Genomic DNA, 15,025 nt, shown 5'->3' on the forward strand with positions numbered 1-15,025 from the left:
CACCTCGAGTGAATCGGCGACGACGGCTGCCGAGAATTCACGCTGAAAAGAGGACTCGTGTCCGACTCCCCGGCCCGGATCGGCCGCCGCACGGCGGACGAACCCATTGCGATCATCGGTATGGCGGGGCTGTTCCCGATGGCCCGCAACTACCGCGACTACTGGCAGAACATTCTCGACGGCCTCGACTGCACCTGCGAGGTCCCCGAGACCCACTGGCGCCCCGAGGACTACTTCGACCCGACGCCGTCGACCGACCCGTCGCACCCGGACACGACCTACTGCACCCGCGGCGGGTTTGTGCCCGAGACCCGGTTCTCTCCCGGTGAGTTCGGTATGCCGCCGAACCAGCTCGAGGTGACCACCACCGTCCAGCTGCTGAGCCTGGTCGTGGCCCGCGACCTGCTCCGCGACGCCGGCGCGGTGACCGGCTCCGGCAACGCGGGCTGGTACGACCCGGCTCGTACCGGTGTCACGCTCGGCGTGACCGGCCCGATGCCACTGACCCACCCGATGGCCGCGCGGCTGGAGACCCCGGTACTCAAGGAGGTCGTGCGCAGTTGCGGCCTGTCGGACGCCGACGCCGAGGCCATCGCGCAGAAGTACCTGTTGGCGTTCCCGCCGTGGGAGGAGAACACCTTCCCGGGCCTGCTCGGCAACGTCACCGCGGGCCGCATCGCCAACCGGTTCGACCTGGGCGGCATGAACTGCGCGGTCGACGCCGCCTGCGCGAGCTCGCTGTCTGCGCTGCGCATGGCTGCCGCCGAGCTCGCCGAGGGCCGCGCCGACCTGATGATCACCGGCGGCTGCGACACCGAGAACACCGTCTTCGGCTACATGTGCTTCTCCCGTACCCAGGCCTTGTCGAAGAGCGGGCGCATCAAGCCCTTCGACGACAGTGCCGACGGCACGCTGGTCGGTGAGGGCATCGGGATGCTCGCCCTGAAGCGACTCGCCGACGCCGAGCGCGATGGCGACCGGGTCTACGCGGTCGTGCAGGGTATCGGCTCCTCCTCCGACGGGCGGTTCGGCAGCATCTACGCGCCGCGGGCCTCCGGCCAGGAGCTTGCGCTGCGCCGCGCCTACACCGACGCCGGGGTCTCCCCGGCCTCGGTCGAGCTGTTCGAGGGGCACGCGACCGGCACTGCGGTGGGTGACCGCACCGAGCTCACCGCGCTCGGCACCGTGCTCGGCGAGGCCACCGACGAGATCGGCTACGCCGCGATCGGCAGTGTGAAGTCACAGATCGGACACACGAAGGGCGCCGCGGGCACCGCGAGCCTGATGAAGCTCGCGCTTGCGTTGCGGCACAAGGTGTTGCCGCCCACGATCAACATCGAGACGCCGAACACCGCTCTCGACGGGCACGCGCTCTACCCGAACACCACGACGCGCCCCTGGATCCGCGACCCGCGTCGACCGGTCCGCCGCGCCGCCGCGTCGGCGATGGGCTTCGGCGGGACCAACTTCCACGTGGTGCTGGAGGAGGCTGATCCCGAGCGTCCGCGTACCGCGCACCGCGGGCCCCGCGCGCACGTCTGGCACGCACCCAACCGGCACGCGCTGGTGGCCGCGCTGGACTCTGCGCCCGCCGACGGCGCGATTCCCGCCGGTGATGCCCGGATCGGGTTCGTCTCCCGTACCGACGCCGAGGCCGACGAGTTGCGAGAGCTGGCCGTAGCACTGCTGAGCTCTATGGATGAGGAGCACTGGTCGCACCCGAAGGGCATCTGGTTCCGCTCCACGGCGCTGCCCGAGCTCAAGGTCGCCGCGTTGTTCGCCGGCCAGGGCAGCCAGTACGTCGAGATGGGTCGCCAGGCCGCAATCGACCTCCCGCCCGTGGGCGCCGCCTTCGACGCGGCCAACGCCGGGTTCGCCGATGCAGGCTCGGACACCCTCGCCGCTGCTGTGTTCCCGCCGCCGACGGTCGCGGAGGGCCCTGCGACGCCCGAGGAGTCGCTGCGGCGCACCGACTACGCCCAGCCCGCGATCGGTGCTCTGACGGCCGGCCAGTACGCGGTGCTACGCGACTTCGGCCTGGCGCCCGCGGGCTTCCTGGGACACAGCTACGGCGAGCTCGCCGCGTTGTGGGCCGCCGGGTCGCTGTCTGAGGCCGACTTCCACGCCCTGTCGCGCGCCCGCGGACGCGCGATGGCGCCGCCCGCCGACGTCGAGGGCTATGACCCGGGAACGATGGCGGCCGTCTCGGCCTCCCGTGAGGTCGTCGAGGATGTCCTGGCGGGCATCGACGGCGTGGTCGTGTGCAACCACAACGCCCCCGCACAGGTGGTCATCGGCGGCTGCGGCGCGGCCGTGTCCGCCGCGGTCGCCGAGTTCTCGCTTCGTGGGCTCGTGGCGAAGGAGCTGCCGGTCGCCGCCGCCTTCCACACCTCGCATGTCGACCACGCGGTCGAGGCGTTTCGCGCGGCGGTCTCGGCGGTCGAGGTCGGCGCGCCGGGCGCCCTGGTGGTGGCGAACAGCCCGGATGCCTCCTACGGCGCCGATGTGGAGGCCAACCGGTCGGTGCTGGCTGAGCAGCTGCGCAGGCCGGTCGAGTTCGTCCGTGGACTCGAGCGCCTGGCCGCCGAGGGTGCAACGGTCTTCGTGGAGTTCGGACCGAAGTCGGTCCTGACAGGACTGGTCGAGCGCACACTGGGTGAGCGAGCGATCGCGATCGCCACCGACGCCGGCCCAACAGGCGACTCGGCGGCCGCGCTGCTCGGTGCAGCCGTCCAGCTGGTCGTGCTCGGCGCCCCGCTGACCGGCCTCGACCGCTTCGCCGCGGAGCCGTTCGCCGACGTCGAACCCACCGGTATGACGGTCACGCTGACCGGTACGACTCACCGGCCCGGCTCCCGGACCGCCGCCTACCAGGATGCCCTGAGCAACGGCTATCGGGTCGAGCTCGCGGCTGCTGCCGCTCCCGGCGCTCTCGGCCCCCCGGTTCCCGAGTCCGAGGCGTCGGGTGCGGTCGCTGCAGGCGGGAATTGCGCACCTGGTGCGGGGAGCCCCTTCGGCGCCCCCGCACCGAGCGCTGCGGCGATCACCGACGCGGCGGTCGCCCTGTCCGGCGCGCCCTCGCCCCGGCCGCCGGCCGAAGGGCCCGCCGTGCCCACCACCCCGTCTGGCGATCCCTTGGCCGACCACATCGACCTGCACGCCCGCTACCTCGACAGCCAGCTCCGCATCGCCGAAGGCCTGGTCGAGGTTCTGCGCACTCAGGGCGACCAGGCAGACCCCCAGGTGCACGCCGGCGTCCGGGCGATCGCCGACTCCGCGGTGGCGATCAGCCGCGGCCACACCCACGCCAATGAGGTGTTGTCCCGCATGAGCGGACTCACCGGAGCCGCCCGTGGCCTGGCGGCCGGGGACCCCGAGGTGGACCGGCACGGTAGTGCGGTCGGCGGCCAGATCTTCGCCGCCGGGGCCCCGGCCTTCCCCGTGCCCCTCGCCCCAGCTGACCCGCCGATGGCAGCACCGGCCACACCCGTCTCGGCCGCTGCTTCGGCCACGGTCTCCTTTACTTCCCCCGCTCCCACCGACGGCATCGCCACCGACGGCACCGCCACCGATGGTGGGCGCGATTGCGCCTCCGCTGGTCCGGGCCCCGACGCGGTCCGCTCGGCCCTGCTCGCGGTCGTGTCGGAGAAGACCGGCTACCCGGTCGACATGATCGAGCCCGGCATGGACCTGGAGGCCGACCTGGGGATCGACTCGATCAAGCGGGTGCAGATCCTGGGCGCGGTCGCCGAGCAGATCCCGAGCCTGCCGGCGGTAGGCCCGGAGCAACTCGCGGAGGCGCGGTCGGTGAACGACATCGTCGGCATCCTCGCCGCCACGCCGGCCGCTGCATCGGCGAGCACCCTCGCCGGGCCTGCCGGTCCCGACGCCGACTCAGTCCGCTCGGCCCTGCTGGCGGTGGTGTCGGAGAAGACCGGCTACCCGGTGGAGATGGTCGAGCCGGGCATGGACCTGGAGGCCGACCTGGGGATCGACTCGATCAAGCGGGTGCAGATCCTGGGCGCGGTCGCCGAGCGGATCCCGAGCCTGCCGGCGGTGGGCCCGGAACAGCTCGCGGAGCTGCGGTCGGTGAACGACATCGTCGGCATCCTCACCGTCCCCGTCCCCGTCCCCGTCCCCGTTCCCGCCTCGGCCGGGGGCGAGAGCGTCACACCGTCGGGAGTGGACCCCGACTCGGTCCGCTCGGCCCTGCTGGCGGTGGTGTCGGAGAAGACGGGTTACCCGGTGGAGATGGTCGAGCCGGGCATGGACCTGGAGGCCGACCTGGGGATCGACTCGATCAAGCGGGTGCAGATCCTGGGTGCGGTGGCCGAGCGGGTTCCCGGCGTTGCCCCGGTCGGGCCCGAGCAGCTCGCGGAGCTGCGCTCGGTCGACGACATCGTCGGCGTCCTCGCCGGTGGCCCGGCCGTCGGCCAGGATGTCGGCCCGGCCGCGGTCGTCGAGCCCGAGCGTGTGGTCGATACCCGCCCGCATCGCTTTACCATTGATCTCGCTGCGCTCCCGCCGGTCGATCGGCGCACGAGTCCGTTCGCGGCGGCCCCGGTGGCCTGGCTCGTCGAACGCGGCACGAGCGCACCGGCTGCGCTGGTGAACGGGCTGCAGAACCGCGGCTGGAGCGTCACCAGCGAGCGCCCCGAGCAGTTGGACGCGGTGCTGCTCCTGGCAGGCCCGCATACCGACGCCGAGCAGTTGCTGACCGATGCCGTCGGCACGGCCGCAGCCGCCGTCGAGGCGCTGCGTCGCACCGCGCAGAGTTCCCGCGCGGCCTTCCTCACCGTCACGCGCATCGACGGCGGCCTGGGCCACCGCGGCACCGCCGACCTGGGGCTGGCCTTGCAGGGCGGACTTAGCGGTCTGACCAAGACTCTCGCCCGCGAGGCGCCGACGGTGTTCGCCCGGGCCCTCGACGTTGCACCCGGGCTCGACGACGCCGCGCTCGCCGGTGTCGTGCTCGCCGAGCTGCACGACTCGGATCTGGTTGCCGAGGTCGGGGTCGACGCCGACCTGGCCCGGTGGACGCCGGTCCGCACCGACCGTGGTCTGGCCGGTGTCGAGCCGAGGATGCCGGGTCTGACCGCCGATGACGTCGTTCTGGTCACCGGTGGTGCCCGCGGTGTCACCGCCGCCTGCGTGATCGCCCTCGCCGAGCGCGTCTCTGCGGAGTTCCTCCTGCTGGGCCGCACTACCGGAGTCGACGAGCCCGAGCCGGCCTGGGCCGGCGGAGTACCGGACGACGGGCTCAAGGCGGCCTTGATCGCCGAGTTGCGCAACGGCTCCGGCGGTGTCGGACCCAAGGAGGTCGAACGCGAGGTCGCCACGCTGAGGGCGCGCCGGGAGATCAGCTCCACTCTGGGCGCGGTCCGCGCCGCGGGCGCCCGGGTGCGTTACCTGGCCGCCGATGTCGCTGACGCCGACGCGGTTCGTGCCGTGCTCGGTGCGGACGCCGCTCGGGTCACCACGCTGGTACATGGCGCCGGCGCGCTGGCCGACGCCGCACTCGCGGACAAGACGGCGGAAGCCGTCGGACGGGTGCTTGGGCCGAAGATCGCTGGCCTGCGCGGGGCTCTCGAGGCGGTACAGACCTCCCCGCGGGTCGTGGTGTTCGGCTCGGTCGCCGGGGTGCTGGGCAACCCGGGGCAGGCCGACTACGCCGCGGCCAACGAGGCGCTCGACCGCGCCGCCGCGACGCTGGACGGCACCGCGATCCACTGGGGCGCGTGGGACGGCGGCATGGTCACCCCGCAGCTCAAGGAGCTCTTCGCCGCGCGCGGGGTCGCCCTGCTCGACCCTGCGACCGGCACGGCCGCGTTCGTCGAGGAGATCGGCAATGGGGAACGGTCGGTGCTCGTCGCCCCCGGCGGCGCGCTCGCCCCGGTTTTCCCGGAGCCGGTCGGTGAGGTCACCCTCCGTCGTGACACCCATCTGCTGACCCGCGACGCCGTCGTCGCCGATCACCGCATCGGCGCTCACCCGGTGTTGCCGCTCTCGGCGGCCATCGGCTGGATGGCCCGCTCGGCCGAACGGGCCCACCGCGATGTGATGGTTGTCGGGCTCCGCGATGTCGGCGTGCACCACGGGATCGTGCTCGACGGCACCGAGCCCGGAGAGCTTGAGCTGACTCTCGACCGCGGCACCGTGGAGGGCGCCACCGTGAGCGTGCGCGCGTGGATCGGGTCGAGCAGGCCGCACTTCAGCGCGACCCTGCTGCTCGCCGCCGCCCCGCTCAGTGCGCCGACGGCGCAGACCTGGGCGCCCATCGACGGCGCCGACGGCCTGCAGGTCTACCGCGACGCCGACCTGTTCCATGGCCCGCTGCTGCAGGGCTTGCGCCGGGTGATCGTGCGGGAACCGACCCGCCTGGTCGCCGAGTGCGAGCTGGCCGACTACCCGTTGGCCGGCGGTGGCTGGGCCGCGGAGTTGCACAGCCCGGTCCTCGGCGACGTCGTCCTGCAGGTCGCGTCCGTGCTGGGGGTCTGGCACCAGCAGGCGGGTTGTCTGCCGCTCTCGGTCGGCGCCGTCGATCTCTACGCCCCGATCCCCGACGGCGCGCCGTTCCGGGTGATCGTCGACGACCTGCGCCCGACTACCGGCGGTGTCACCGTGAACGCCACTGTGACCGACCCCAGCGGCCGGGTCCTGCAGCGTTGGACGGACGTCGGCGCGGTCAGCACCCCGGACATGGCCGCCAAGTTCGCCGAGGCGGTCCAGGTCTGGAACGAGGAGACGCGATGAGCTTCGATCAGATCACCTTCGACGGCGACCCTTTCGACGCCCTCGCCGCAGGCCATGATCCGCAGCCGGACAGCGTGACGGTCACCGCCGCACCCCGCGCCACGTCCGGTGCCGCCGCTGACGCGGCGCCCGGGGCGGCCGACCCGGCGTCCTCCGGGGAGGACCTCGCAGCCCGGGTGGTCGGCGCACTGCGCGCCGAACTGGTCACGGCGCACCGCTCCGCGATCGAGGTGCAGGCGGCCTGGCAGACGACGGCGCTGACCGCGCTACAGGCCGGGCGGCCGGTACCGGCCGCCCGGGTGCTGCCGGCCCGGGCCGGCAGCGCGCCGATCGAGCCCACGGGGCACCGGGCCGCGGCCCTGACCCTCGCCTCGCCGCGCCTGTCCCTGCTTCCCGCTGGGTATCGGCCCGAAGGTGGGCTGGAGCCCCTCGCCCCGGCGCTGGTATCCACGCTGGACACCGCTGCGCTGGACGTGCTACGGCGCGGCGACCTGGCCGCTGTGTTCGGCCCGCGCCACGAGCGTGGCGAGCCGGGACCGACCCTGAGCGGTGGGCCGCTGCAGGCCGTCACCGAGGTGCGGGCCGGTGGCCCGGTCGGCGTCGCCGTGCTCCGCGGCGTCGCCACCGCCCCGGCGGACGCCACTGAGCTGCGGGCCCTGGCCACCCAGGTCGGGCAGGTAATTGCCGGTTGGCTCGGACTCGCGACGGTGGTGCCGGGCGCCCGGTTCGTCGCCGAGGGCGGCACCGTCACCGCCGAGACCGCGCCCTCGGGCGAGGTCGAGGTGCGCGCCGAGGTGAGCGCCGCCGATCTTCTTCCACGCCCCTGGGTGCGGGTCGACGTCGAGTGCCCCGCGGGCCTGGTCACCGGCCTCGACGTCGCGGTCCGCGAGAAGCCTGGCACCCCGCTGGGCACCCGCCGCGGCGGCAATCCGCCCGCGCTTCCGGTGCGCCGCGGCGTCACCGGGCGTCTTGCCGCCGTCGACGAGCTCGCGTTGGCCACCGCCTCGGCCGGGGACCTGCAGATGGCCCTCGGCCCGGAGTTCGCCCGCTACGCCGAGGTCCGGGCGACCCGCCCGCCCGCGGGTGGGCTGCGGCTGGTCGGACGGGTCATGGAGGTCCACGGCACCCGCGGCGATCTCCTCCAGGGCACCGGCGAGACGGAGTACGACTCCGCCGCCGACGCCTGGTACTACGGCGCCGCGCCCAGCCCGACCGTGCCGAACGTCATCCTGATGGAGACCTCGCTGCAGTCGGCCCTGCTGCTGGGCTATCACCTCGGCGCCACGCTCACCGACCCCGAGGAGGACTACAGCCTGCGCAACCTGGACGGCAGCGCCACCCTGCACCGCGAAGTCGATCTGCGCGGCCGCACGATCGTCCAGCGCTCGCAGCTGCTGTCCACGACCGTCCTGTCCGGCGCGGTACTGCAGAGTCTGGCCTACGAGCTCTGGCTCGACGGCGAGGACCGCGACCGGATGGCTCCGTTCTACTCCGGGCGCTCGCTGTTCGGGTTTTTCAACGCCACCGCGCTGGCCAACCAGACCGGCCTGGACAACGGCACCTATGTCCCCACCTGGCTCGAGCAGCACCCGACCCTGGCCCGGACCGTCGCGGGTGGACGGACCGGTGCGCGCGATGAGCTGGACCTGGTGCGGGATCTGGAGGTCGTCGACGGCGGCGGCCGCCACGGCCAGGGATATCTGCGGGCGTCGCGGATCGTGCACGACTCCGACTGGTTCTTCGCCCGACACTTCCACCTCGACCCCGTCATGCCCGGCTCGCTGGGTGTCGAGGCGGTGATCCAGGCGATGCAGGAATGGCTGGTGGACACCGGCGCGATCGACGAGCTGGCCGAGCCGGAGTTCGTGGTTCCCGCCGGAGTGGAGTTGTCCTGGCGCTATCGCGGCCAGATTCTCGCCGCGGACGGCGAGATGACCCTCGAAGTACATGTCAAGCAGGTCCAGCGGCGTCCCGGGCGGGTCCGCGTCGTCGCCGACGCCTCGGTCTGGAAGCCGGGCCTGCGGATCTACGAGCTGACCGACGTCGCCGCCGAGGCGCGCGAGAAGGGAGCACCCGCGTGGTGACCCACACCCTGCCCGGGCCCCATCTCGACGCGCTGTCGCGCGGCGAGGGGCCGGCCCGGACCCCGGACGAGCTCTACCAGGTCCTCGCCGATCTGGACCGACCCGTGTTCGTCGTCCGCGACGAGCGTGGCGTCGCCGCGACCAACTACCCCGACGGAGCCCACCGCCCCGGGGTGCAGGTGCTCGCGGCGACCGGCCCGCTGCCGCCCGCCCGGCTGGGTGCCGCCGCGTTCCACCGCACCCACGGTGTGCGGCTGGCCTACCACGCCGGCGCCATGGCGCACGGCATCGCGTCGGCTGAGATGGTGACCGCCCTGGCCCGCGCCGGGGTCCTGGCCAGCTTCGGCGCGGCGGGGCTGGTCGCGGAAAAGGTCGATGCCGGCCTCACCGCGATCACCCGGGACGCACCCGGGCGCCCGTTCGCGTGCAACCTCATCCATAGCCCGAGCGAGCTCGCCATGGAGCGCTCGACGGTGGATCTCTGCCTGCGGCACGGGGTCAGCACGGTCGAGGCTTCGGCGTTCCTGGCGCTGACCCCGGAGATCGTCCGTTACCGTGCGCTCGGGTTGTCCCGTGCCGCCGACGGCTCCCTCCGGATCGGGCACCATGTGATCGCCAAGGTGTCGCGCACCGAGATCGCCGAGCTGTTTCTGGCGCCGGCACCCGAGCCGATCCTGCGGCGGCTGGTGGAGGAGGGTCGGATCACCGGTGAGCAGGCCGCGCTCGCCGCGGCCGTGCCGCTGGCCGATGACATCACCGCCGAGGCGGATTCCGGCGGGCACACCGACCGCCGGCCGCTGCCGGTGCTGTTGGGCGAGCTGCTGCGGCTGCGCGACCGGCTCGACACGCGGGTCCGGATCGGCGCCGCGGGCGGGATCGGGACCCCGCAGGCGGTGGCGGCGGCGTTCGCCCAGGGCGCCGACTACGTCGTCACCGGCTCGGTCAACCAAGCCTGCGTGGAGTCGGGTCAGTCCACGGCGGCCAAGGAACTGCTCGGTCAGGCTGAGGTGACCGACTGCGAGATGGCGCCCGCGAGCGACATGTTTGAGCTCGGTGTGGACGTGCAGGTGCTGCGCCGTGGCACGATGTTCGGCTCCCGCGCCCGTCGCCTCTATGACCTCTACCGCCGCCACGACGGCCTCGACGACCTGCCGGCCGAGGAGCGGGAGTCGCTGGAGCGCACCGTGTTCCGTCGCCCGCTCGAGGACGTGTGGGCCGAGACGGTGGACTACTTCACCCGCCGCGACCCCGACCAGATCGCCCGCGCCGCCGAGAACCCCAAGCGCCGCATGGCTTTGGTGTTCCGGTGGTACCTGGGGCTGTCGTCGAACTGGGCCGCCGGTGGCGTCGAGGACCGCAAGGCCGACTACCAGATCTGGTGCGGCGCCGCGATGGGTGCTGCCAACAGCTGGCTGGCCGGTACTCCGCTCGAACCCGTCGGCGCTCGCACGGTCGCGGGCATCGCCGAGAACCTCATGCGTGGCGCGGCCTTCCACAGCCGGGTCACCACCCTGCGCCAGGCGGGCGTCAGTCTGCCCGCTCGGTGCGCCGCCCACCGACCGGAGGTCGTTGCGTGACCGAGACCCTGCCTGCCCCGCCGCTGCCCCACCCCGATGTATCGCGCCCTGCCGACTGGGTGCTGTGCTCGGGCTGTAGCGAGATGGTCTACGCCAAGCGTCTGCGCCGCACCCTCGGCGTCTGCCCCGAATGCGCCTACCACCACCCGCTCACCGCGCCGCAGCGCCTGAGCTGGCTGCTCGACGAGGGCTCCGTTCGGGCTCTGCCGACGGGCCGCCACGAGACCGACCACCTCGGGTTTGTCGATTCCCGGCCCTACCCTGATCGCCTGCGCGACGCCCGCCGCCGCACCGGGCTGGATGAGGCCGTGGTGTGTGCGCGCGGCCGGATCGACGGTCATCCGGTCGTCGTGGCGGCCATGGACTTCCGGTTCCTCGGTGGCTCGCTCGGCGCCGCGGTCGGTGAGGCGATCACCCGCGTCTGCGAGGTCGCGGAGGCCGAGCGGATCCCGGTGCTGCTGGTCAGCGCGTCGGGTGGGGCGCGGATGCAGGAGGGCATCGTGGCCCTGATGCAGATGGCCAAGACGAGCCAGGCACTGCGCCGGCTCGACGAGGCCGGCATCCTCACGATCTCGCTGATCACCGACCCGACCTACGGTGGCGTCGCCGCGAGCTTTGCCACCCTGTGCGATGTCATCGTGGCCGAGCCGGGAGCCCGGCTCGGGTTCGCGGGTCCCCGGGTGATTGCCCAGACCATCGGTGAGACCTTGCCCGAGGGCTTCCAGACCGCCGAGTACCTGCTCGAGCATGGGATCATCGACCTGATCAGCCCGCGGGCCGAGTTGCGCGGGGTTCTGGCGAAGCTGCTGGCCGTCGGGGCCGGGAACGCGGCGGTCGCCGGTGAGCCCGCGCAGGTGTTGGTCCGCGACGTCGCCGAGCTGCCCGAGCGCCACCCCTGGGAGGCCGTGCGCGCCGCGCGCCGCTTCGGACGCCCCACCACTTTGGACTACGCACATCTTCTGCTGGAGGACTTCACCGAGCTGCACGGTGACCGGATGGCCGCCGACTGCGCGGCCATGGTCTGTGGGCTCGGCACACTGGCCGGGATGCCGATCGTGCTCGTCGGCACGCAGAAGGGCCGCACCCCCGCCGAGCTGCCCCAGCGCAACTACGCCATGTCCACCCCGGCCGGCTACCGCAAGGCGGCCCGGGCGATGCGCCTGGCCGCGAAGCTGGGCCTGCCGGTCGTCAGCCTGGTCGACACCTCGGGCGCCTACCCCGGCGTCGCGGCCGAGGAACAGGGCCAGGCTGTGGCCATCGCGGAGAACCTGCGACTGCTCTCCGGCCTACCGGTGCCGGTGGTCGCGGTGGTGACCGGGGAGGGCGGCAGCGGGGGCGCCCTCGCTCTGGCCGTCGCGGACGAGGTACTGATGTGTGCGAACGCGGTGTACTCGGTGATCACGCCCGAGGGCTGCGCCTCCATCCTCTGGAAAGACGCCGGGGCCGCCCCGCGAGCCGCGGAGGCCTTGCGGGTCGACGCCCGCTCGTTGCTCGGGCTCGGCGTCGTCGACGGTGTGGTGCCCGAGGCCGAGCACGGCGATCACCTCACCGCTGCGGAGAACCTCGGCTCCGCGCTCGTCACCAGCCTGCTGCCGCTGTCGCGTATGGATGCCGCCACACGAACCGCCCGGCGCCACGAGCGGTTCCGCCGCTTCGGCGCCCCGCAAAGTTCCGACACCACCGAGGCCACTGAGCGGATCGGGGCGACGGTGTGAGCGAGCTCGAACAGATCCTCACCACTTTGCATCGCGCCGCCGCGGCCATGGTCGCGGACCCGCGGCCGCCGGCGCGGATTCGTCTCGGTGCCCACGGGGTCGATTTGGAGTGGGAGCTGGTCCCGGCCGGTGCCGTGGAGGCCGCGGGCACGGGGGCCGGCCGGACCTTCGCCGTCGCTGCGGACGCGTCGGCCGGTGCGCTTCTGACATCGAGCCCTGCGGGTGGCCCCGCGCTCACCGGCGCGGGCAGCGCCACCTCCGGTGCCCCGGTGGCAGGTGGGATTGGGCCGGTGGGCCCCGTGGGGGCAGCGAGTGCGGTGGGCGACACCGCCGCCGTCACCGTCGAGCACACCCTCATCACCGCGCCGACGGTCGGGGTGTTCTACCGGGCTCCCGAACCCGGCGCGGTCGCCTTTGTGGACACCGGAGACCTCATCACGTCCGGTCAGCAGGTCGGCATCGTCGAGGCGATGAAGCTGATGATTCCCGTGCACGCCGATCGCGGCGGCCGGGTCGTCGAGGTTCGGTGCGCCGACGCCACCGCGGTCGAGTTCGGAGCACCGTTGTTCGCTGTGGCGGTGGACTAGTGCACACCGTCTTGATCGCGAACCGTGGCGAGATCGCCCTGCGGGTGCTGCGGACCTGCCGGGAGATGGGTCTGCGCACGGTCGCGGTGTACTCCCAGGTCGACGACGGTTCGGCCGTGGTCGGCGAGGCCGATGAGACCGTGCGGATCGGGCCCGGACCCGCCCGGCGCAGCTACAACCACATCCCTGCGGTGATTGAGGCCGCCCGGATGACCGGCGCCGACGCCATCCATCCCGGCTACGGCTTCCTGTCGGAGAATCCCGACTTCGCCGAGGTCTGCGCGGCCGAGGGCATCACGTTCGTCGGGCCCCCGCCGGAGGTCATGGAACGCCTGGGTGACAAGGCTTCCGCCCGTGCGGCGATGGTCGCTGCCGGGTTCCCGCTGCTTCCGGGCAGCACCGACGCGATCGACGACCCGGACGCCGCGAAGTCGTTCGCCGACGAGATCGGTTACCCGATCATCATCAAGGCTGTCGCCGGAGGTGGCGGCCGCGGGATGGCCGTTGTGCGGGATCCGCGGGAGTTCACCGAGACCTATCGCCGCACCCGGGCGGGTGCGGCGGCGGTGTTCGGCGACGGGCGGGTCTACGTGGAGCGCTACCTCGACTCCGCCCGCCACGTCGAGATTCAGGTGCTGTGCGACACCCACGGCAACGGGGTCCACCTGGGCGCGCGGGACTGCTCGGTGCAGCGCCGCCACCAGAAGCTCGTCGAGGAGACCCCGGCGCCCGGGCTGTCCGACGATGCGCAGCGGGAGATCGGTGAGTCGGCGGTGCGCGCGGTGCTCTCGGTCGGATACGTCGGCGCCGGCACCGTCGAGATGCTCGTCGACACCGCGTGTGCGCACTACTTCATGGAGGTCAACTGCCGGCTGCAGGTCGAGCATCCGGTGACCGAGATGGTGACCGGCATCGACCTGGTCGCCGAACAGCTTCGCGTCGCGATGGGGGAGCCGCTGCGGTTCACCCAGGACGGGATCCGGTTTCACGGGGTGGCCGTCGAGTGCCGGATCAACGCCGAGGACCCCGTCAAGGACTTCGCTCCCACCCCGGGGCTGTTGGAGTCGGTGGAACTGCCCGGTGGCCCGTTCGTGCGGGTGGACACCCACGTCGCGGCGGGCAGTCGGATCCCGTCGGAGTACGACTCGCTGCTGGCCAAGGTGATCACCTGGGCGCCGGATCGCGACGCCGCGTTGCGCCGGATGGACCGCGCGCTGGCCGAGACCCGGCTGCGGGGCGAGCGCATCGCGACCACCGCGGGCTTTCTCCGCGAGGTGCTCGCCGAACCCGACTTCCGGGCCGGACGGCACGACACCGGCCTGCTGGACCGCATGAAGGACCGACCTTTGGGAGGAGTGGCGGTATGACCGTGATCGAACGGCCCGAGCCGCGGAGGAAGACGATCTCGAGCCCCTACATCCACCGTTTACAGCGCAAGCACTTCCTGCTCTTCGACATCGCACCGATCATCGGGGCCGTTGCGGCGGTGGCGTTTTTGTGGGTGCACCCTTTCGGCTGGACCGAGGCTGCCCTGCTGTTCGCCGGATGGCTGGTCACCGGGCTCGGGGTGACCGTGGGTTATCACCGGTTGTTCACCCACCGCACTTTCACGGCGACGCCCGCAGTGCAGGCGGTGCTCGCCGTCCTCGGTTCCATGGCGGGCCAAGGCGCGGTCATCTCGTGGGTGGCGCTGCACCGCCGTCATCACGAGTACTCCGACCGCGAGGGTGACCCGCACTCGCCGAACCTGTCCGGCGGCGGTCTCGTCGGCGCGATGCGGGGCCTCGCACACTCGCATTTCCTGTGGATGCGCCGCCACGAATACCCCAACGTCGTCCACTACGCCCCGGATCTGATCAAGAACCGGGCGCTGGTGAAGGTCGCACGGCTCTACTACTGGTGGGTCGGGTTGGGCCTGGTGATCCCGACGGTGATCGGTGGGCTCGTCGACCTCTCGTGGCACGGGGCGGTGTCCGGGCTGCTGTGGGGTGGGTTCGTGCGGATCTTCGTGCTGGAGCACATCGTCTGGGCGATCAACTCCTTCCTGCACATGGTTGGGACCAAGCCCTTCGAGTCACGAGAGAACAGCCGCAACGGCGGCGTGTTCGCGCTGATCACCCTGGGCGAGTCGTGGCACAACAATCACCACGCCTTCCCGGAGTCCCCGTCGTTCGGCCTGGACTGGTATCGGCTCGATCCCGGGTTCTGGCTGATCAAGGTCCTTCAGGTCGCCGGTCTGGTCTGGGACCTCAAGACCCCGTCCGAGGAGCGCCGCGAGTCTCGGCGCATCCGATCTGTAGGAGCCTGAC

7 protein-coding genes are annotated in these 15,025 nt (G+C 72.5%); all 7 read left to right on the plus strand.

Annotated elements, in window-relative coordinates; translation table 11 throughout:
• Positions 1 to 57 precede the first annotated feature (57 nt).
• Genes JOF36_RS37175 through JOF36_RS37205 form a run of 7 tightly spaced genes read left to right on the plus strand, consistent with a single transcriptional unit; the run spans position 58 to position 15,024 of the window.
• Positions 58 to 6,753 (plus strand): type I polyketide synthase, encoded by a 6,696-nt coding sequence (locus JOF36_RS37175; protein ID WP_210036919.1) that lies wholly within the window; start codon positions 58 to 60, stop codon positions 6,751 to 6,753.
• A complete protein-coding gene (locus JOF36_RS37180) occupies positions 6,750 to 8,837 on the plus strand; it encodes a hotdog family protein (RefSeq protein WP_210036920.1) in 2,088 nt (695 codons plus the stop codon). Before JOF36_RS37175 ends, JOF36_RS37180 begins: the two co-directional genes overlap by 4 nt.
• Complete coding sequence (locus JOF36_RS37185; protein ID WP_307862815.1) at positions 8,831 to 10,414, plus strand: PfaD family polyunsaturated fatty acid/polyketide biosynthesis protein; 1,584 nt, start codon at positions 8,831 to 8,833, stop codon at positions 10,412 to 10,414. The genes JOF36_RS37180 and JOF36_RS37185 overlap by 7 nt, the downstream gene beginning before the upstream one ends.
• A complete protein-coding gene (accD, locus tag JOF36_RS37190; protein WP_307862816.1) occupies positions 10,411 to 12,129 on the plus strand; it encodes an acetyl-CoA carboxylase, carboxyltransferase subunit beta in 1,719 nt (572 codons plus the stop codon). Before JOF36_RS37185 ends, accD begins: the two co-directional genes overlap by 4 nt.
• On the plus strand, positions 12,126 to 12,716 hold the full coding sequence (locus JOF36_RS37195) for an acetyl-CoA carboxylase biotin carboxyl carrier protein (RefSeq protein WP_307862817.1): 591 nt from the start codon (positions 12,126 to 12,128) through the stop codon (positions 12,714 to 12,716). Before accD ends, JOF36_RS37195 begins: the two co-directional genes overlap by 4 nt.
• Positions 12,716 to 14,083, plus strand: coding sequence for an acetyl-CoA carboxylase biotin carboxylase subunit (locus tag JOF36_RS37200; protein WP_210036921.1), 1,368 nt, complete (start codon positions 12,716 to 12,718; stop codon positions 14,081 to 14,083). The genes JOF36_RS37195 and JOF36_RS37200 overlap by 1 nt, the downstream gene beginning before the upstream one ends.
• The gene (locus JOF36_RS37205) at positions 14,080 to 15,024 is read left to right on the plus strand and encodes an acyl-CoA desaturase (RefSeq protein WP_210036922.1); all 945 of its coding nucleotides are present in this window, start codon (positions 14,080 to 14,082) and stop codon (positions 15,022 to 15,024) included. Before JOF36_RS37200 ends, JOF36_RS37205 begins: the two co-directional genes overlap by 4 nt.
• Position 15,025 lies beyond the last annotated feature (1 nt).

The sequence above is a fragment of the Pseudonocardia parietis genome (assembly GCF_017876315.1).
GTDB lineage: Bacteria > Actinomycetota > Actinomycetes > Mycobacteriales > Pseudonocardiaceae > Pseudonocardia > Pseudonocardia parietis.